Genomic DNA, 20860 nt, shown 5'->3' with positions numbered 1-20860 from the left:
CGCCAATGTGCGTAAATTTCGGCGCACCTTGATTGCCCTTAGATTCCCAATCTTCTTTCGCCCACTTAACTAGCGCACGGCACGCATCTGAGTACGACGCACCATAAAAGAAATTATAAGGCGCTGGTTTCGCGGTTTTTGGGTTTTTGCCAGTTGGGTCAGTTAAGTGACCAGAGTAAGAAGCAGAGAACACCGGCACTTTGTCTTTGGTGACAAACGAAATAAGTGCTTCGGTATCCGCCGTACCCCAACCTTGCAGCGCAACCATGTCTTTACGCGCCACCCAACGTTTATAGTTAGAAATCGCCACTGGTACTTTGTACGCCATGTCTACTGTTTCAAATTCGAGCTCGGTACCGTTAATGCCACCGTTTTGGTTAATCCAACGCAATGCGTCTCGCACGCCAGAACCATAAGGCTTGCTCACATAGGCAGTTGGTCCAGAAAAGTCGACTAATTGCCCGACAAACACAGAATCTTTTGCCCAAGTTGTGGTAGTAAACAGTGCAGATGACAGCACCAACGTTGTCGCTAAATGTCCTTTGTTCATAACTCGTTGTCCTTGTTATTGAGGTATATTCCACTTAATTCCACGTTAATATGAGAACGGATAGTGTTTCCAATATGCTCGAATCTGTTGCCAGCGATGCGATAATCCTTGAGGTTCGAAAATGAGGAACAGCATGATGACTAAACCAATCGCCATTTCTTTGAAGTAAGCCAGACCATCAGTGAAAGCGGTGGTATCACCAAACGCTGAAAGCCCCGTTACGCCAAACTCTAAAACTTCAGGTAGAAGTACGATAAATATCGTACCCATCAGCGTACCTTTGACTGAGCCTAAGCCACCAATGATGATCATGGCCAAGAACTGGATAGACATCATGATGGTGAAGCCTTCTGCTGATACAAACCCTAGATAATGTCCGTAGAGTGCGCCCCCGATGCCAGCATAGAATGCACACACTCCAAATGAGAGCAGACGATACTTAGTTAGGTTGATGCCCATGATCTCTGCTGACAGATAGTGATCTCGTACTGAGACAAACGCGCGACCGTCACGAGAACGGATTAAGTTTGATGCCCACATATACATGAAGATCAGCGCAAACAGAGCGATATAGAAAAAGCTTTCGTCAGTCGTAAACTCAAAGCCAAACAAATTAATTGGGTTCGCGCTAGCACCGTATGAGCCGCCACTGAACCAATCTGCGCGAGCAAAGAAGTCCTCTAGAATAAACTGCGCCGCCAACGTTGCGATAGCTAGGTATAAACCTTTAATTCGAGCCGCTGGCAGACCAAACAGCATCCCCACAATCATGGTTAAGTAACCCGCGAGCGGAATCGCAAACACGACTGGAATGTTAAACTGGTTATTTAACCAAGCCGATGCAAAGGCGCCAAAGCCAAAGAACGCACCGTGACCTAGCGAGATTTGTCCGGTAAAACCAACCAGAATGTTTAAGCCCAATGCCGCGATACCGAGGTATGCAATCTGAATAAACAGGTTTAGGAAGTAAATATCCAAGACCAGCGGTGCTGCCAGCATGGCGATGACACCTGCAATCGCAAGGCTTCTGATGGTTTTGGTTTCAAAAATTGGCGTATCGCTTTTGTATGTGGTTCGAAAATCCCCACATGGGCGCATGCTAAGTTGAGCCATGTTATTTCTCCTTAAATACGCTCAATATCTTTGGTACCAAACAGGCCATATGGCTTGAAGGCAAGAATGATTAACAGCACATAGAATGGTGCGATGTTGTACAGGTTACCCACTTGCAGGTATTGGCTATCAAAAAACTCAGCCAAGTTTTCTAGCACCCCGATGGTGATACCACCGACAATTGCGCCGACTACCGAATCTAAGCCACCTAAAATAACGGCTGGGAAAACTTTGATACCAATAATGGATAGCGCGTCAGATACGCCGTTAACGATACCGATAACAATCCCTGCTGTTGCAGATACCATTGCCGAAATGGCCCAACTGATGGCGAACACTTTCTTGATGGAAATGCCAAGACTCTGGGCTACTTGCTGGTTAAATGCCGTTGCGCGCATTGCCAGACCCATTTTGCTGAATTTGAAGAACCAGTAAAACGCGCCCATGATGAGCATTGAGAAGATCAAACTCAGAATGTAAGCAAACTCAACATTCAAACCTCCGATATTCACCACGTTGGTTTCAAACACTTGCGGGTACGACACAGCAGAGACGCCAAATATCCACTTCATCAGCGCTTGGAAAAACATCGATAGACCGATGGTCACCATGATCACAGAAATAATCGGTTCACCAATCAACGGTCTGAGCACAATGGTTTGCACGGCGATACCAAAAATCATCATGAACGCGAGCGTGAGTAAAAAGCCAATAAAGAACGGTAACTGTAGGTGCACCAATGCCGCCCAACATACCCACGCGCCAATCAACAAGAACTCACCCTGAGCAAAATTGACCACCTGGGTCGATTTGTAAATCAATACAAAGCACATGGCGACAACGCCATACAACATGCCAACGATCACGCCATTAATGACGAGTTGCAGTAATAAATCCGTATTCACTATGCGATCCTCCGTTGTTCGCTATCCACTAGTGTTGGCTCATGCTCAATAAGCGTTTCAATAACTAGCGACGTTTGAATGCGTGTTTTAGTGCCATCTTGATAAGTGATCACTGTATCGACATCGACTTTTGGATCGTCGCTGTAGATGGTTTCGATGATGTCTCCGTATTTCTCTGCAACCACACCACGACGCACTTTACGCGTACGAGTTAACTCGCCATCGTCGGCATCCAGCTCTTTGTAAAGTAGAATGAATTTGCTGATCTTCTGTGCATCCGGTAGGGATTCGTTCACTTTTTGAACTTCTTCACGAATCGCTTGGTACACTTCTGGTTGAGCAGATAAGTTGGTGTAGTTGGTAAATGCCAAGCCGCGTTGCTCTGCCCACTTCGCGACGATCGCATAGCGAATACAGATGATGGCAGACAGCCAAGGTCGACCTTTACCTACCACCACGGCTTCTGCAATAAACGGCGAGAACTTGAGTTTGTTTTCAATGAACTGCGGAGAGTAGCGGTCGCCGTGGCTGGTTTCCGACATATCTTTCAGACGATCAATCACCACCAAGTGACCGGAATCTTTAAAATAGCCCGCATCGCCTGTGTGCATCCAACCATCTTGAACATCTTCATCATATGCTGCTTGGTTGTTTAAGTAGCCAGTAAACATGCCTGTACTTTTCGCGATGATTTCACCAACGCCATTGCTGTCTGGGTTGATGACTTTCACTTCTGCATTATCAAACGCAACGCCAACCGAATCATAGTCCACGTCATCGGCTTGGTGGACGGTGTACGCACCACACATTTCGGTTTGACCGTAAAGCTGCTTGAGTGGTACACCGATCGCTTGCAAGTAACGGAAAGTGTCAGGCCCCATCGCCGCGCCGCCCGTTGCAGCAGATGTTAGGTTCGAAAAGCCTAAACGGTCTCGCAAAGCACGCAAAAGAATCCATTCGGCGAGTTTAGAACGTTTGCCCTGCTCTAACGCTTTGTTGGCTAAGCTCATGCCCAGTTTGTACATCTTTTGCTTAAACGGTGTCGAATCCATCATTCGTGCAGACACGTCTGCCACAATGTTTTCCCACACTCGCGGCGCTAACAGCACAAAGTTTGGACCGATTTCACGCAAGTCGGACATCATGGTTTCTTGTTCTTCCACAAAGTTAACGATTTGACGAGAAATCAACGCCTGACCAACCACGTAAACCTGCTCCATAATCCAAGGCAAAGGCAGAACAGAAACGTAGTTGTCGCCTGGGGAACGAGGGTCTGCACGCAAGTAAGCCGCACAGTGATCCAAGAACGTGCCACTGTGTAGCTGAGCCAATTTTGGTTTAGAAGTCGTACCCGACGTTGTACAAAGAATTGAAAGATCGCTGCCTTTGGTTTCAACAACCATATTGAGATATTTGTCTGGGTCCGCTTTATCAATCAGCTGACCTTTTTTGTAGACCTGTTCAACATCAATCAATCTTGGATCATCGTATTTACGCATTCCACGAGGATCGCAGTAAATAATGTATTCAACGCTAGGAATTTCATCACCAAGCTCAAGCAGCTTGTCGCATTGCTCTTCATCTTCGGCAATCACGACTTTTGCTTTGGCATAGTTGATAAGGTACGCCACCTCTTCGTGCATAGAATCTTGATAGATGCCCAGCGAGAAACCTTTGATCGCATGTGCCGCTAACTCGCCCCATACCCATTCCGGGCGGTTATCACCTAGCAAACCAACGACATCTTGCTCACCAATACCCAAATCTCGTAGTGCCAGTGCCATCCACTTGACGCGGTTTTCATAATCTTTCCAAGTGAACTCTCGCCATATACCAAACTCCTTTTCACGCATTGCGACTTGTTCGGGCCAGTTCTTGGCATTGTGTTGCAACACTTTTGGAAAGGTATCTAAGCGGGTTATATCTGCCCAATCATTATGTTGCTGTGCCATTATGCACTCTCCTCTAATGTCGGTAGCTCTTCGCCTAAGTACGCTTGTTTCACATGTGGGTTGGCCATCACTTCTTCAGGCTCACCCGTAGCAATGTGTTTCCCGAAATCCAAAACCAAAACGCGATTAGAGATGTCCATGACCACGCCCATGTCGTGCTCAATCATGATGATCGTGATATCTAATTCTTCATTCAGATCCATGATGTAACGTGCCATGTCTTCCTTTTCTTCCAAGTTCATACCTGCCATTGGTTCATCAAGCAGCAGTAACTTAGGTTTTAAGGCAATGGCACGAGCAAGCTCTACACGCTTACGTAAGCCGTAAGATAGCGTGCCTGCAGTCGCTTTTCGGATGTGCTGGATTTCTAGAAAATCGATCACGTCTTCCACATATTTGCGGTGCGCCATCTCTTCTTTCTGCGCATTGGAGAACCAATAGAGTGGCCCCGTGACGAAGTTATTTTTCAGTAGGTGGTGTCGGCCAACCATGATGTTGTCCAGTACCGACATATGAGAAAAGAGCGCTAAGTTTTGGAAGGTTCTTCCCAGCCCTAACTCAGCTCGTTGGCTTGGTGTACGTTTAGTTACGTCATCTCCAGCGAAGATTACAGAGCCTTTGTTTGGTGTGTATCGACCAGAGATGCAATTGAGCATTGAGGTTTTACCTGCACCGTTTGGACCAATGATTGAAAAAATTTCCTTTTCATTCACATGGAAGCTCACGTCAGTTAAAGCTTTCACCCCACCAAAAGCCAATGAAATATCGTTTACCTGCAACAGAGGCGATTCCGATACCATAGTTGATCTCCCTTTCGTTATTTTAAGTGCGTTCCATTGAGCACTATTTGATCAAACCTAACTTTGATACTGGTAACCGCTTTTACACCTATGCATCAACTTTGTATTCAGTTTACGTAAACGTCAATTTAAAATCAGAATAGTGCCTGAAAGATTAAGTTGCAATCGAGTTCATCGAGAAAGATTTGAACTAACGCAAACTTTAAGTAAATAAATTGTTAATAAAAATTATTCTCAAACGCTTACATATTTGGATAGTTCGGACCACCACCACCTTCTGGCGGAGTCCAGGTAATATTTTGACTTGGATCTTTGATGTCGCAGGTCTTACAGTGGATACAGTTGGCCGCATTTATTTGCAGCTCTGGCTGCTGCTCCCCCTGTACGATTTCATACACGCCAGCCGGACAATAGCGCTGTGCTGGCTCTGCATATAATTCAAGGTTCTGCTCAATAGGGATCCGCTGGTTCTCCAGTCGTAAGTGGCATGGTTGATCTTCCTCATGGAAGATATTGGATAGATAAACGGAAGAGAGGCGATCGAAACTTAACACGCCATCAGGCTTCGGATAGACAATTTCATTGCTGTTTTCCGCCAATAACAGAGACTGATGATCAGGCTTATCACAGCGGATATGCCACTTAGCTTTACCTTTTAACACGTTATGTTCCAGCAGCGCTAAACCACCGCCCAGCCACGATCCAAAGCGGTGGATTCCACTTGAGAAGTTACGTGCTTGATAAAGCTCTTCATACAGCCAAGACTGTTTGAAATGCTTTTGATAATCAGCAGTAACTGACTGACTCTCAAGGGCTTCACATACTGCTTCAGCGGCAAGCATGCCAGATTTCATTGCGGTGTGTGTGCCTTTGATTTTAGCGCCGTTAAGTGTTCCTGCATCACAGCCAATTAACAAGCCACCAGCAAACTGCTGCGTGGGAAGCGAATGAAAGCCGCCCTTGGTGATCGCTCTCGCGCCATAGCTAATACGCTTCCCATTTTTGAGGTATTGCTCAATCAACGGGTGGTGTTTAAAACGTTGAAACTCATCAAATGGACTCAAGTGCGGATTCTTATAATTCAAGTCAACAATCAACCCGACGGCAACTTGGTTTCCCTCTAAATGGTAGAGATAACTGCCACCTGTAGCTTCATTTGATAACGGCCAACCTAATCCGTGCACTACTAAACCTTGCTGATGCTGCTCTGATGGGATTTCCCACAGCTCTTTAAAACCGATAGCGTAGTGTTGAGGCGTTTTCTCTTCAGCAAGATTAAATCGGTTAATCAACTGCTTACCAATATGCCCCCGTGCGCCTTCAGCAAATAAAGTAAACTTCGCTCGCAGTTCAATACCAGGTTCGAAATTTCCTTTTTGTTCACCATTTTTATCTAATCCCATATCGCCCGTGATCACGCCACAAACACGACTATCTTCATCGATGATCGCTTGACTGGCGGTAAAACCTGGGTAGACCTCCACCCCCAAGTTCTCAGCCTGCAACGCCATCCATCGGCATAGACTGCCCAAACTTATGATGTAATTACCTTTGTTATGTAACGTATTAGGCACCGCCCAAGAAGGCAGTTCATGACCATTGATTTCATTGCCTAGATAGTAGGTTTTATCTTGGTTTACTTTGGTATTGAGCGGAGCGCCTTTCTCTTGCCAGTCGGGAAAAAGCTCATCCAAACTTCGCGTTTCAAACACCGCACCCGATAAAATATGCGCTCCAACTTCAGAACCTTTTTCTACCACGCAAACAGAGAGGTCTTGTTCTTTTTCTACTGCTAATTGTTTGATTCGACATGCCGCAGACAAGCCTGCGGGACCTGCGCCTACAATCAGAACATCAAATTCCATGCAGTCTCTTTCCATGATTGCATTCCTTTTTCTTTGCATGTTGCCAACTTGTTAATCAACAATATATTTAAAGTTGACGCAAACGTAAAGGTAAATTAACATCATTTTAAAGACGTCATCACATCGTCTTCACTGTAAACACATAGTCTTCACTGTAAAAGGAATCTAACGTGAAAATACTAGTGCCAATAAAAAGGGTCATTGATCCCTACGTTAAAGTTCGCGTGAAAGCGGACCATAGCGATGTTGAAACCAATAACGTCAAGATGACGATTAATCCATTTTGCGAAATAGCCGTTGAAGAAGCCGTACGACTAAAGGAGCAAGGTATTGCAGATGAAGTCATCGTTGTCAGTGCCGGCGGTAGCCAGTGTCAGGAGCAACTACGTACCGCGCTTGCATTAGGTGCCGATCGTGCTATTCATGTCGATACTGAAGACAAAATAGAGCCATTAGTTGTCGCTAAGCTGCTCAAAGCTCTGGTTGAGCAAGAACAAGCACAGCTTGTGATTACGGGTAAACAATCCATTGATACGGACAACAACCAAGTGGCTCAGATGCTGGCCGCCCTACTTGACTGGCCTCAAGCAACTTTCGCTTCCGACGTGAAGATAGAAGATCAAAAAGTTCAGGTCGTGAGAGAAGTGGACGGCGGCTTGATGACGGTCGCGATGAACTTACCTGCGGTGATCAGTACTGACTTACGCCTGAATGAACCGCGTTTTGCCTCTTTGCCTAATATCATGAAAGCTAAGCGCAAGCCGTTAGATACAATCACACCTGACAGTCTGGGTGTTGAAGTGGTATTTAGCCAAACCATCCAAGAAGTCACACCGCCAGCGCAAAGAAAAGGTGGCATCAAGGTTGAATCTGTCTCAGAGCTTCTCGATAAGCTGCGTAACGAAGCGAAGGTGATTTCATGAAGAACTTAATCATAGCAGAACATGACAATAACCAATTGCATGCGGACACACTCAAAGTGGTTAATGCAGCAAAACAAGTCAGCCAAGACAATGTTTTGATCGTTGTGGGCCACCAGTGTGAAGAAGTCGCTCAACAAGCTTGTCGCGTTGATGGTATATCAAACGTAATTTGTGTCGATGATGAGCAACTTAAGCATCAATTTGCCGAGAGTATCGCACCTATTGTAGTGAGTGTTGCTGAAGGTTTTGACGCAATCTGGGCTAGCTCATCATCAAAAGGGAAAGATCTTGCACCGCGAGTAGCAGCGAAGTTCGGCGTTGGGCAAATTTCCGATATTGTCCAAGTTATCGATGAAAACACTTTTATCCGCCCTATTTACGCAGGAAACGCATTTGCCAAAGTGACCACCAGCGACAAGGTTCGCGTCATCACCGTGCGCGCGTCTGCGTTTGAGCCGGTTACTTGTCACAACCAAGCTGATATTAAGCATCAGCAGGTCACTATCTCAGCTCCAATGGTTGAATTGGTTTCTGCCGATAAAACCGTGTCAGAGCGCCCTGAATTAAGCGCGGCAGAGGTGGTTGTGTCAGGTGGACGCGGAGTCGGTAGCAAAGAGAACTTCGCGTTGATCGAACAAGTTGCCGATAAACTAGGTGCTGCCATTGGCGCTTCTCGTGCGGCAGTTGATGCCGGGTTTGTTGCCAACGACTTACAAGTGGGTCAAACCGGTAAAATCGTTGCACCTAAGCTTTATATAGCGGTTGGGATTTCCGGTGCCATCCAGCATCTTGCAGGAATGAAGGAATCCAAAGTGATTGTCGCGATCAACAAAGATCCAGAATCTCCTATCTTTGAAGTTGCTGACTATGGATTGGTTGGTGATTTATTTGAGGTACTACCTCAGCTTGCCGAACAACTTTAAACGATCAGATAAGGGGCGAACACTGCTATGTTCGCCCCTTTATTTTGTTTTTGGTCATATTCAAAAGAATTGAAATTAGAGGGACCTATGCCAAATTCTGCACCTATTTGGTCACCATCTGCTGAGCGCGTCAGCAATAGCAACTTATTACGGTTCATTGAAAAGGTTAATAAAGACAAAGCCGAAGGTGCCGTAATCAACAATTACACGTCTCTACACCAGTGGTCCATTGAGCACAATGATGAATTTTGGCGACATACTTGGCAGTTTTGCAACGTAATCGGAGATATGGGTTCACAAATCAAGAGCCTTGGCAGTCCCAAATGGACACTAACAGGTTCTAATCATCATCATGTAAATAGAGACACAGTATGGTTTGCTGACGCCACGCTGAACTACGCAGAGAACCTCCTATCTCAGGCAGAACAATCACCAGAGCGTGAGTTTATTGTTTTTAGCAATGAAAGCGGTGAACACCGACAACTCACCGGTAAACAGTTGCTTGAACAAGTTTCTGCCATTCAACAATGGCTACTCAATTGTGGTGTCGGTAAAGGCGATGTCGTTGCGGGTTATTTGCCCTACCTTCCTGAAACCGTTATTGCCATGCTGGCCACCACCAGTCTTGGTGCCATTTGGACTTCAACCTCTCCTGATTTTGGTATCGATAGCGTCGTAGAGCGTTTTGGTCAGGTCAAACCGAAAGTTCTTTTTTGCTGTGATGGCTACCAGTTCGGAGGCAAAGCTTTCGATATGACGGACAAGAACACCACTCTTAGTAGTAAGTTAAGCAGTGCCTCCGAAGAGACTACTATTAGCGTATGCCAAATCGAATATTTACAAAACGCTGAGAGTGCTAGCACTTCTGAGTTTGTTTCTTGGTCCGATATTACTCACCACTTTTCTCCACAATCAATTCAATATCAACCAACGCTGTTTAATGACCCGTTATTCATTTTGTATTCTTCTGGTACAACAGGTCAACCTAAGTGTATTGTCCATTCCGCAGGCGGTACCTTGCTCAATCACCTCAAAGAACATCAACTGCATTGCGACATCAAATCGCAAGACAAGGTTTTCTACTACACAACATGTGGTTGGATGATGTGGAACTGGCATGTTTCCGCTCTTGCGAGTGGAGCAACCTTAGTGATTTACGACGGTAGTCCGGTTTATCCTGATCACTCCATCTTATGGCGATTAGCAGAAGAACATAACGTGTCGCTGTTTGGTACTTCAGCGAAATACTTAGAGGCACTGGAGCATGCGAACTGCTCTCCAAAACTAGAACATAACTTGAAGTCACTCAAAACTCTGTGCTCAACTGGTTCGGTGCTTTACCCAGAACAATTTAATTATGTCTATCAGCACATCAAGCAGGACTTGCATCTCGCTTCTATTGCTGGCGGCACAGATATTTGCGGATGCTTTGTACTTGGAAACCCAATCTCACCAGTTTACAAAGGTGAATGCCAAGGCGCAGGGCTGGGAATCGACGCACGTGTTCTAGAGGATGATGGACATACTATTACGCAAAAACGTGGCGAACTGACTTGTAATAACTCACTACCTAACTTCCCTATTGGCTTCTGGAACGACAACGGCGAACGTTATCACAACGCTTATTGGAGCAAGTTTACCGATATCTGGCACCATGGCGACGATGTGATGCAAACCGAACATGGCGGCTTTATTTTTTATGGCCGTAGTGACGCAACCTTAAATCCAGGCGGCGTACGAATCGGTACCGCTGAAATCTATCAACAAGTGAACGCGTTACCCGAGGTTGAAGACTCCATCGCTGTCGGCAAGTTAAACCAGCAGTCTGAAGAAATCTGGTTACTAGTAAAACTCGCTCACAACGTCGAGTTAACCCAACAACTCACCGATTCAATTCGCCAAACATTGAAAACAAAATGTTCACCGCGCCATGTCCCACGACAAATTTTTGCTATCAGTGATATTCCTAAAACGCGCTCAGGCAAATTGGTTGAGCTAGCAGTGAAACAATTGGTAAACGGACAAGCTGTAAAAAACATTGGTGCTATTGCTAACCCAGAAGTGCTGGAAGAAATTAAAACGCTGTTCAACATAGAAAGTGGTGCCACTGTCACTTAGAGACTCAACAAGTCTTCCAACAATACAGACGGGTATAACCTAACTATATTTTAGCTCGCTCGATAACTCCTCCCCACTTTCGTGGAAACTGAGCGAAATATGCTTCATGTACACAAAAAAGGTGAGATAATTCTATCTCACCTTTGAGCCATATGAGCGGGAGCATTAGTGGGGGTTAAGCTTTTATCAGTTGGCTCATATCTTCGCGAACTTGTGGCACCGTTAAACCAACGATGATTTGAAGGCTCTCTTGATTTCTAACAATATTCACCGCTCCGTGCTGTGTGAAAAATGCGTTCTCCTTTACAAGAGAGACATCTTTAACTTTAACACGCAAACGCGTCGCGCAATTAGTTAACAATTCAATGTTTTCTTTTCCACCCAGACCTTCAATAAAGGCACTAGCTTGTGACGGACTTGCGCTACTGTTATGGACCGCTTTCGCTTCTTTGTAGTCAGCTTTGGAATACAACTTACTATCTGCACCTTCACGTCCCGGAGTAAGTATGTTGTATTTTAAAATAAGCGCGCGAAACGTAACAAAGTAAACACCAGTAAACATGAGACCAATAATAATCTGAATCACGTATGTTCCTGCATGGTTACCAGCCAAAGGCAACCAGTTTTGGAAAATGAAGTCTATCAAGCCAGTCTGAAAGTTACCGGAAACACCAAACATAAAGGCGATCGTTGCCATTGTCGCAGATAACAACGCATGCAAAGCAAACAGCGCAGGTGCGATAAATAAGAATGTAAACTCTATTGGTTCGGTGATCCCTGTAAGAATTGCTGTGATTGCGGCTCCGAGCACTAACCCCATCACCATCTTTTTATTTTCTTTTTTCGCAACTGAATAGAGTGCTAGTGCGATACCCGTACAACCAAACACTTTACCCATTCCCGTCAACATCAAACCACCCTGAGGAAATTGTGTCGTTAAACTTTCCGAGCTCTGGGCGAATGTCTGTATATTTTGAATCCAATAGGAAACCGTTCCGCCATCGACTGCAACAGGCCCATAAAAAACGGGACCATATACGAAATGATGCAACCCCGTTGGTATCATGATTCGCTCTAAAAACGTAAATAGCCATACCCCTAACGATCCAGCAGAAACCAAAAATGATTGCAGATTGTTAATACCATGCTGAATACTTGGCCAAGTCAAACAAGTTAGAATTGCCATCACGACCATAATTGGGAAGCTAATGATCACAACCAATGGCGTTCCGCCAAATACAGCCGCCCAATCCGGTAGCTTTTTATCAAAGAATCGGTTGTGAACCCAAACAGAGAGACTTGCAATTAAAATCGCACCTAGCAAGTTGGTATCAAGCGTTAGAATGCCACCAACTTCAGTCAAACCTCGCTCACCTTCCGTATAGTTAACGCCCAGTTCTGGCCCCCAAAATTGAAGGATTCCACCAATAACGTAGTTATACGTAATGTAGGAAACAAGTGTTGCAAGTACAGCGCGACCAGATGCTTTTTTAGCTAAAGCGATAGGTAACCCAACGGCAAAAATAAGTGCCATATTTTTAAATACAGCGAGAGATGCCTGTAAAATGATCGTCGAGACTTTAACCCAAGCACTCCCCTCTAGTGCCCAAGGAAACACTTCTTGATTTAACAGCACAACAGAGAAACCCAATAACATGCCCGCTGCTGGAAATAATAGAACGGGTACAAACATCGCGGCCCCGAACCTTTGAATAATGTCTTTCATATAAACCTCTTGTTTCATTCACGGAGCCTACAAGTAGGCCCCGAACGTCCAGTTGTTATTGAAAAAATTGAGGAAGGTAGGCTTTATTTTCTTCTAGTAATTGTTTTGTTATTTCTTTAGCTTTTGGCACATTAACCACGGTACGGTTAAGTGTGAGTGCATTAATCAGCTTTTGCTGACTTCCTTCGTACCAAGCATCCACGACTAATTTCTCGTAACCAAGTTGGCTTTCAATCATGGCTTTTTGGAAGGTTGGGATTTTTCCTACAGTAAAAGCTTTCGGTCCATCACTAGTTAGCGCAGCTGGAACTTCTACCATGGCGTCATTTTGTAAATTTGTAATAGCACCATTATTCGGTACGATGACGAGATACACATCGCTCAAGTTGTAGGCTAGCGAAGCCGCGACTCTCACCATGTATCGACCATGGATATCGGCATGCAGTGTTTCGTGCTTCGTGGTGCCCGCTTCAATTATTCTTGCGTTCAATTCGAACACTCGTTTCTCACGGCCGTTAATTACCTGCCTTGCGCGGGTATTGTTGATATCCTCTTTCGCCACCATTTTTTCAGGGTACAAATAGTACTGAAGATACGTATTCGGCAAAAACTCTGGATTATCAACAAGCATTGTTCTCATGTTTTTGAATGTGGCTTGCCACGATGGGTCATCCGCTATTTCCGCATCAACCGCACTGATCCCTTCTTTTAGGATGATATTTTTAATTTTGTCCGTTAAGTCTTCACCCTGTTTGTTACGAATTTTGGTAAACCAGCCATAGTGATTAAGCCCAAAATATTCAGGAACGAAGTCCCAAATTTCACATCCTAACAATTGCGCATAGCTGACCATAATCGCTGCTGGCATATCACAGATATTTAGAATTCGCTTATCATGCGGAAATTCACGATTTAAAGCTTCAGCGACAATTGCCGCCGGGTTGGTGTAATTAAGAATCCACGCATCTGGACACGTTTGTCGGATCTCGTTCACTAGCTGGATCATGTCGCCGATAGAGCGAAGTCCATATGCCATTCCTCCCGCGCCACATGTCTCTTGCCCAACACAAGAGTTGGATAGCGGGATTTGTTCATCGCGCTCGCGCATGGCCAACCCACCAGTGCGGATCTGGATAAAGAAAAAGTCCGAATCTGAGAATGCGACAGATTTATCCGTTGTATAAACAAACTCTTCAACTTCTGGATAGTGTTCTCGCAATAGAATTTCAGTAGCTAATGCATTCGACTCTTGGCGTTTCTCATCTATGTCGTAAAACACGACTTTTGCGAGTGGAAAGTTATCTTTTTCAGCAATAAGGCTGTTCATCATACCAAGTGTGTATGTACTGCCAGCACCAACAATCGTTAATTTTTGACGTTTCATTCCGCTACCTCAAATGTTTACCCTGCAAATGTATAAAATAAGTATTAATACTTTTATGATACATTTAAAGTGTAAGCACAAAGATACGAGATAAAAATCACACAAAGATCCTAAGGAAAAGTATTAACTACATCTCAGATCACATTCTTGCTATCATGATCCAAGACTTAGCGAGGTATTATGAAACCCAAATACATAGACATTGCGGAACGATTAGAAAAAAAGATCAAAGATGGGGAACTACAACCTAAATCGATGCTTCCAAAAGAGAGTGATTTGCAAGAAGAGTTTTCCGTAAGCCGCGTAACCATCAGAAAAAGCTTACAAATTCTGGTCGACAATAATTTAATTAGTCGGACAAGAGGTAGTGGAACTTATGTAAACGATCTAAAAGCCCAACATGATGCCTTACATTTGCTGGGTTTTATCGAGGAAGTCAGTAAACAGGGGAAAACGCCTAGCTCTCAAGTCATAAAGTTCGAACTTAAAAAGCCGAATGAGCAGGTTGCTAAGCAGTTAAATCTCTCGCCCAATGATGATACATATGAAATACATAGACTCAGATGTATTAATGATGAGCCTGAAATTTACGAAGTCACTCATATGCCAGCAATGTTATTTCCAGACTTGAGCATAGCCATAATGAATGGTTCTAAATATGAGTACATTGAAAATAGCAAAGGATTGAAAATTGCGAAAAGCAGTCAGTCTGTCAAACCGTACTTGTTAGATGCAGAGACGGCCTCATACCTGAATGAATCAGAAGCTTCCCCTATTCTAAAAGTTGAGTCCACTGGTTACCTAGAAGATGGTCGTGCATTTGAATATACCGTCAATTACTTCCGACTTCATCAATACAGCTTCGAGTTTATTTCAACTAGGGCGTAGTACTATTCGACGCTAATGGTTAATCATTACGCCAAATCTTATATCCGACCTCTCGCATTGCTCTGCCGAGCAGGTGGGAGGCGACTGGCGCAGTGAGAACGATAAACAACATCGTACCGATAACCCTAGAGATCACGGTAACTTCAGGGAGTGAGAAAGCGACCGCTAATAACAAGCAGCTCACTCCGACAGTTCCAGCTTTGGTAGCTGCATGCATTCGGGTATACAAATCAGGAAGCCTCAGGACACCTAGACTTGCAACCAAGGTCAACAATGTTCCTAAGCATAAAAATAGTCCAATCAACACGTCCATTATTCTTTCTCCTTTCTTTTAACGATCAAACGTGCAAATGCGATCGTGCCGAGAAATGCAACCAAACCTAATGTAATGGCGATATCTAACAGAGCGTCCTCACCGCTGTCTAAGGTGTAAACCGTAATAAATCCGATAGTGATAAATGAAATCAGATCTAACGCCACCACTCGATCAGCTAGCGTTGGTCCTAGAATTAAACGAGCAAAAGCCATAACAAAGCTGAGTAGTAGCCCAGAATAGGCAAAAGTGACCGTTATTTGCAGCCAACTATCCACGCGTCACCTCCAAAATTCGATGCTCTAACCCATCTTTAATTCCGCGAATAACCTCTTCATGTTCAGGTGCAAACATGGCATGAACGATAAGATACTTTTTATCAGCCGTAACATCCAAACTAAGCGTGCCCGGTGTTAAAGAAACCATGTTCGCCAGTAATGTGATTTCTAGATCAGAATCGACCTCCAGAGGGACATAAACGATATCAGGCTGACTCAAATGAGTAGGTGTCACAACGTCCCACACCACTTTCGCAACCGATATAACCATTTCATAAGCGAAGTACACCAATAACTTCAATGCAGATGCAAAACGTTGAAAATAGCTCGTTTTCAATCCAAATGGTTGACTCAACCTTAAAGCAAAAAAGCCGACCGTAAATCCGACAACAAAATTCAGACTCGAATAGCTGCCATTAAGCATCATCCACGCTAACGCTAAGAAAAAATTGAGGAATAGATAGATCATGCATTTCCTCCTAACACCACTCTGATGTATTCAGTCGGATTTAACAGTTGTTCTGCAGCTTGAACGGAAAATTGATAAAAAGGCTCCGCCACTAAGCCAATGATTAGCGTCAACGTTGTCAATACAATAATTGGAACGCAGTACAACCAATGTACTTTGGCCTGCAGAGTCTGTTCTGGCTTCTCTCTAAATGGCTTTTTCCAAAATGCCTCACTCCAAATTTTCGTCATCGAGTAGACAGTAAGCAACCCCACCAATAACGCGGTACCTGCTAACCAGTAATACTCAGCCTGTATGCTCGACTTGATGACCAATAGCTTTCCCCAGAAACCCGATAGCGGTGGGAAACCGGCCAGAGAAAACGCAGGGACAAGAAACAAGAACGCTAACCAAGGCATAGCTTTGTATACCCCACCCAAATGTTCAAGTTGACTAGAGCCATATTTGCGCTCGATGAATCCACCTATTAAGAACAAATTCGCTTTTACAATGATGTGATGAACAATGTAGAAAATGGCACCGGCTAAAGCTAAGGGAGTGTAAATAGCCAACCCCATGATCATATAGCCTATTTGGCTAATAATATGAAAAGAAAGAATTTTCTTAATGTCGAATTGGCTAGCCGCTCCTAAAACGCCCGTTAACATGGTTAGCCCTGCGACCCAAATTAACGTCGGTTGCCAACCACTCTCGGCGAGCGGAAATACCAAGGTAAAGACTCTTATCAACGCGTATACACCGACTTTAGTAAGCAACGCGGCAAACAGTGCCACCACACCGCTTGGTAACGTGTGATAAGAAGCTGGCAACCAAGCAAATAAAGGAAAGAGTGCCGCTTTAATAGAAAAGGCAAACAAAAATAGCGCGGACAGCATCATGTTGATGCTCAATTCATTTTCCCCTACTTTGGTGTAGAGATCGGCCAGGTTCAAGGTGCCCGTTGCGCCATACAACAAGCCGATAGCAAGCAAAAATACCAGCGTCGAAATCAGGTTCAACATCACGTACTTTACTGCACCATCAACTTGAGTTTTCGTTGCATCTAACACCATTAAACCAAATGATGAAATGAGCATGACCTCAAACCAAACATACAGATTAAAAATATCTCCAGTCAGGAAAGCGCCATAAACGCCAGCAAGCAACATGTGCATTAACGCATGGTAATTGCTATAGGAGGGCTTTCGGTGAAGGTCCGCCATCGCGTAGAAAACACATATCGCACCAATCACCGCCGTGATCATCACCATAGCAACGCTGAGGTAATCTGCGACAAACACGATACCAAATGGCGCACTCCACTGACCAAAAGCAACGGCTTGAATACCATTATTTATGATGTTTTCTGTGAGAAAGCCCGCAACGAAAAGGTTCGAAATCGCACTTACACCGCTCAACCACTCAACACTTTTTGTTGAGCGACGGACGAAGAAGATAATCAACGCCGTACTCAGCGAGAGAACTACCGGTAACGTAAGCAAAATCGAACTCATTGACCCTCCTCAGAACGTTGCATTTCATCGACGTTTGCAGTTCCAGTGTCTTTATAAGCTCGATAGAACAGCATTAAAGCAAAAATAAGTAGTCCAAAACCGATGACTATCGCAGTTAAGATAAGCGCTTGAGGTAAAGGATTTGCCGCGCTATCTGGTGGTAAAAGAGCATTATCGCCAATCAATGGCGGTTCTCCGGGCGTCAGCCTCCCAGCGGTAAAAATAGCAAGGTTAACCGCACTACTGAGTAACATGATGCCGAACAAAAGGCGCAAGATATGCTTTTCAAGCATTAAATAAACACCTGCTGCGACAAATACTCCAACGACAACACTCCAGACTATTTCCATCACTCTAGCTCCTCATTAATACGAAGCAGCATACCCATCACGCCACCTATAACGGCAAGGTAAACACCAACATCAAAAACCAATGGCGTCCCTAGTGGTATCACGTCTTTCCACCACAGTCCGGTCAAAAACGGTTTATCAAACGCAAAGCTCAAAGCACCAGAAACTAAGCTCAATGCGATGCCAGATAACGCAATGAGAAACGGTTTGAAATACAACCTAGAACGAACGTATTTCGGTGATTCCGCGAACATGAGAAGTGATAAACCAATAACGGCAATCAACGCACCAATAAAGCCACCACCCGGTTCATTATGACCACGTAACAACAGATACACTGAAAATACGAGCATGAGTGCCGAAACAATGTGTGCCGTGGTTGCAAAAATTAATGATTGGATACGATTTTGCTTTTTCGCTCTTGTCTTAAGCAAACTCACTGCCGCAATCCCAGCAATAACAACGACGACAACTTCTCCCAATGTATCAAATGCGCGAAAGTCGACCAGAATAACGTTAACAATGTTTCGCCCATGTCCACCCGGGACACTGTTTTCTGCAAAGAAATCTGACACCGAAGAGTCCATCGGCTGAGACGTGATTCCTAACAAAAGTAAAGTAACCGAAACACCTATCACACCTGCTATGCAAATATTCGCTACTTTACGTTTTATTGAATGCTTGGGCACGGTGGCTAGACGCGGCATATGACGCATTAACAATGCAAGAAAGACCACCATTAATGTTTCCACTAACAGTAAAGTCTTCGCAACGTCCGGGGCGCTATAAATCATAAAAACAAGCGTAGTCATGAAGCCAATCATACCAAGCGCAGAAATCGCAAGAAGTCTTGCGTGGGACAACGTACATACGAGCGCAGCACCAATCAACAATAAGGCAATACCAATCTCATAGAAAGTGACACTTGAAAGTTCGCCAACCAAAGGCAGAGGAATAAGCGCTACCTGACTCAGTAACGCAACGGCAAGTACCGTGAAAAATAATAGGACATAGCGACTCAATTTCTTTTGCTGTAACCGCGCCGTTTGCCACTTCGCCACTGTCATCATGCCATCTAATAGTCGTTCAAAAATATTCTCCGCTTTGGGGACGAATAGATGTAGCCGCTGAAAAAATGCAGACACAGTAGGATAAACACGGTACACCACATACCCCAACGCTAGCGTAATAACGCTTAACACTAACGGTACATTCACGCCATGCCATAGTGATGTCTCTTTAAGAGCTGCTGTGGGCAGAATGTCATCAGAGCCCGGAAAAATAATATTGCGATCTAACCAATTTAAACCGAATAACGGGACCAGGAGACTGCCAAGTGCCAAGAGCAAAGGCGAGATCCACATGGCTTTTTTTGTCTCAACTGGCTTAGTTTCAATCGGCACGAGAGCACGGCGAGCAAAGAATGGTCTCGCAATAAGCATAATGGTTAGCGCGACCATCAGTATATTCACGATTAATAGTACAAAGGCGATCCAATTATTGAGCTCTACTGCGGACTTATACATGTATTCTTTGCTCAAAAAACCTAACAACGGCGGGAACCCCGCTTTAGACAATGCAGCCAAACTCCCCGCAACCATGCTGATGACGAGAACTGACTTCAGACCGTACAATTGATCAATATCTCGTGTTCCTGTCGCTTTGTCGATATTACCCACCACCATAAACAGCGCAGCTTTATAGAAAGAGTGAGCGAGAATAAACATCAATACTGCACTAACGGCCAAATCTGTGCCCATACCTAGTAATAATGTTAATTTACCCAAAGCAACATTCGTGCTGTAGGCTAGCATCAGCTTCAAGTCAGTTTGTTTTAATGCGACAAATGTGCACCAAATGGCCGTGATACTCCCAGTGATGACTAAAGCATAAAACCAGATCTCGCTGTGGGCATAAACTGGCGATAAACGTGCTAATAGGTAAATGCCTGCCTTTACCATTGTTGCCGAGTGTAAATACGCACTGACCGGAGTGGGAGCTGCCATCGCGTTAGGTAGCCAAAAATGAAACGGGAATTGCGCAGATTTAGTAAATGCACCGAGTAGTATGAGCACTAGAGATGGGATAAACCATTCATGCTGCGCAATAGTGTCTGCCTGCTCGATAATGGTATTTAGCTCATAACTCCCAGCCATTGCTCCCAGCAAGATAAGACCAGCTAGCAACGCTAGTCCACCAGCACCGGTAACAATCAGCGACTGCAAGGCGTTTTTCCGAGACGTTTTATTTTCGTGATTAAACCCGATCAGTAAGTAAGAAGTGATGGTGGTGAGTTCCCAGAAAACAAATAACAACAGAATGTTATCGCTCATCACAATCCCTAGCATGGCAAGCATGAATAGGGTTAGATACAAATGAAAGGAAAACCGGCTATCACTTTCTCGTAAATAAGCCAAAGCGTAGATTTGAATCAGTGCGCCAATCCCACTGATCAGTCCCGCAAAAAGAAATGAAAGACCATCTAATCTAAAGCTAAGGTTGATATCGAGGCTTGGTATCCATTCCGCATTCCAGCTCACGCCTGCAGGAGTATAGATATAGAAGAGAAAAGAGAAGATTAAAACTGGCAGCGCAGGGAAAATCAGTAAGACCAACTGATTATCTAGGTTTTTCGGTAGGTTTTCTTTACCCGTTATGTTATTCAACATCGCAGCCCATTCGTTATTATAAGAAGATACGCCCTATCCGGCGCAAATGACAAACTCCACTGTATTGTTTTAGCCCAAGCGCTTCAAAAACGATCATGAAACCAAGGGAAAAGTAGCAAACAGTAATCACTGAGTGCTACT

At 44.5% G+C, this 20860-nt stretch carries 18 protein-coding genes; 4 read left to right on the top strand and 14 right to left on the bottom strand.

Annotated elements, in window-relative coordinates:
- From IQP38_RS26680 to IQP38_RS20235, 6 genes are all read right to left on the bottom strand, one after another.
- Positions 1 to 550: ABC transporter substrate-binding protein (locus IQP38_RS26680; RefSeq protein ID WP_228010136.1), on the bottom strand; the 550-nt coding region annotated here is incomplete at its 3' end.
- Between the two features lie 45 nt (positions 551 to 595).
- Positions 596 to 1663 carry a branched-chain amino acid ABC transporter permease gene (locus IQP38_RS20255; RefSeq protein ID WP_005382737.1) on the bottom strand — a complete coding sequence of 356 codons (1068 nt, stop codon included), beginning with the start codon at positions 1661 to 1663 and terminating at the stop codon, positions 596 to 598.
- Between the two features lie 11 nt (positions 1664 to 1674).
- Entirely contained in the window at positions 1675 to 2568 is an 894-nt protein-coding gene (locus tag IQP38_RS20250; RefSeq protein WP_005373295.1) for a branched-chain amino acid ABC transporter permease, read from the bottom strand.
- Positions 2568 to 4520 (bottom strand): long-chain fatty acid--CoA ligase, encoded by a 1953-nt coding sequence (locus IQP38_RS20245; protein WP_005373296.1) that lies wholly within the window; start codon positions 4518 to 4520, stop codon positions 2568 to 2570. The genes IQP38_RS20250 and IQP38_RS20245 overlap by 1 nt, the downstream gene beginning before the upstream one ends.
- Positions 4520 to 5320 (bottom strand): ABC transporter ATP-binding protein, encoded by an 801-nt coding sequence (locus tag IQP38_RS20240; protein WP_005373297.1) that lies wholly within the window; start codon positions 5318 to 5320, stop codon positions 4520 to 4522. Before IQP38_RS20240 ends, IQP38_RS20245 begins: the two co-directional genes overlap by 1 nt.
- 242 nt (positions 5321 to 5562) lie before the next feature.
- The gene (locus IQP38_RS20235; protein WP_193837953.1) at positions 5563 to 7200 is read right to left on the bottom strand and encodes an electron transfer flavoprotein-ubiquinone oxidoreductase; all 1638 of its coding nucleotides are present in this window, start codon (positions 7198 to 7200) and stop codon (positions 5563 to 5565) included.
- Positions 7201 to 7355: 155 nt separating this feature from the next.
- Here IQP38_RS20235 and IQP38_RS20230 point away from each other — a divergent pair, with 155 nt between their 5' ends.
- From IQP38_RS20230 to IQP38_RS20220, 3 genes are all read left to right on the top strand, one after another.
- Positions 7356 to 8108, top strand: a complete 753-nt coding sequence (locus IQP38_RS20230; RefSeq protein ID WP_005386149.1) for an electron transfer flavoprotein subunit beta/FixA family protein — start codon at positions 7356 to 7358, stop codon at positions 8106 to 8108.
- Positions 8105 to 9031 carry an electron transfer flavoprotein subunit alpha/FixB family protein gene (locus tag IQP38_RS20225; protein WP_017633699.1) on the top strand — a complete coding sequence of 309 codons (927 nt, stop codon included), beginning with the start codon at positions 8105 to 8107 and terminating at the stop codon, positions 9029 to 9031. The genes IQP38_RS20230 and IQP38_RS20225 overlap by 4 nt, the downstream gene beginning before the upstream one ends.
- An 87-nt stretch (positions 9032 to 9118) precedes the next feature.
- A complete protein-coding gene (locus IQP38_RS20220) occupies positions 9119 to 11149 on the top strand; it encodes an acetoacetate--CoA ligase (RefSeq protein WP_193837952.1) in 2031 nt (676 codons plus the stop codon).
- A gap of 175 nt (positions 11150 to 11324) precedes the next feature.
- On the opposite strand, the gene IQP38_RS20215 is transcribed toward IQP38_RS20220, so the two are convergent.
- Positions 11325 to 12875 (bottom strand): alpha-glucoside-specific PTS transporter subunit IIBC, encoded by a 1551-nt coding sequence (locus IQP38_RS20215; RefSeq protein WP_047101519.1) that lies wholly within the window; start codon positions 12873 to 12875, stop codon positions 11325 to 11327.
- A gap of 55 nt (positions 12876 to 12930) precedes the next feature.
- Positions 12931 to 14259 (bottom strand): 6-phospho-alpha-glucosidase, encoded by a 1329-nt coding sequence (locus IQP38_RS20210; RefSeq protein WP_047101299.1) that lies wholly within the window; start codon positions 14257 to 14259, stop codon positions 12931 to 12933.
- Between the two features lie 180 nt (positions 14260 to 14439).
- Between IQP38_RS20210 and IQP38_RS20205 the strand changes: the two genes are divergently transcribed.
- Entirely contained in the window at positions 14440 to 15147 is a 708-nt protein-coding gene (locus tag IQP38_RS20205) for a GntR family transcriptional regulator (RefSeq protein WP_054730587.1), read from the top strand.
- 19 nt (positions 15148 to 15166) lie between these two features.
- On the opposite strand, the gene mnhG is transcribed toward IQP38_RS20205, so the two are convergent.
- The 6 genes from mnhG to mbhE are packed head-to-tail and all read right to left on the bottom strand — an operon-like array spanning position 15167 to position 20719.
- A complete protein-coding gene (gene mnhG, locus IQP38_RS20200) occupies positions 15167 to 15460 on the bottom strand; it encodes a monovalent cation/H(+) antiporter subunit G (RefSeq protein ID WP_005373314.1) in 294 nt (97 codons plus the stop codon).
- Positions 15460 to 15738, bottom strand: a complete 279-nt coding sequence (locus tag IQP38_RS20195) for a cation:proton antiporter (protein WP_005373317.1) — start codon at positions 15736 to 15738, stop codon at positions 15460 to 15462. Before IQP38_RS20195 ends, mnhG begins: the two co-directional genes overlap by 1 nt.
- Entirely contained in the window at positions 15731 to 16207 is a 477-nt protein-coding gene (locus IQP38_RS20190) for a Na+/H+ antiporter subunit E (RefSeq protein ID WP_005373320.1), read from the bottom strand. The genes IQP38_RS20195 and IQP38_RS20190 overlap by 8 nt, the downstream gene beginning before the upstream one ends.
- On the bottom strand, positions 16204 to 17700 hold the full coding sequence (locus tag IQP38_RS20185; protein WP_017820359.1) for a Na+/H+ antiporter subunit D: 1497 nt from the start codon (positions 17698 to 17700) through the stop codon (positions 16204 to 16206). Before IQP38_RS20185 ends, IQP38_RS20190 begins: the two co-directional genes overlap by 4 nt.
- Positions 17697 to 18050 carry a Na+/H+ antiporter subunit C gene (locus IQP38_RS20180; RefSeq protein ID WP_017633704.1) on the bottom strand — a complete coding sequence of 118 codons (354 nt, stop codon included), beginning with the start codon at positions 18048 to 18050 and terminating at the stop codon, positions 17697 to 17699. Before IQP38_RS20180 ends, IQP38_RS20185 begins: the two co-directional genes overlap by 4 nt.
- Positions 18050 to 20719, bottom strand: coding sequence for a hydrogen gas-evolving membrane-bound hydrogenase subunit E (mbhE, locus tag IQP38_RS20175; protein ID WP_193837951.1), 2670 nt, complete (start codon positions 20717 to 20719; stop codon positions 18050 to 18052). Before mbhE ends, IQP38_RS20180 begins: the two co-directional genes overlap by 1 nt.
- Positions 20720 to 20860: the final 141 nt, after the last annotated feature.

The organism is Vibrio sp. OPT41, from assembly GCF_015163595.1.
Taxonomy (GTDB): Bacteria; Pseudomonadota; Gammaproteobacteria; order Enterobacterales; family Vibrionaceae; genus Vibrio; species Vibrio alginolyticus.
Note: the sequence above shows the minus strand (reverse complement) of the source record. Positions and strands in the feature narration are given on the sequence as shown.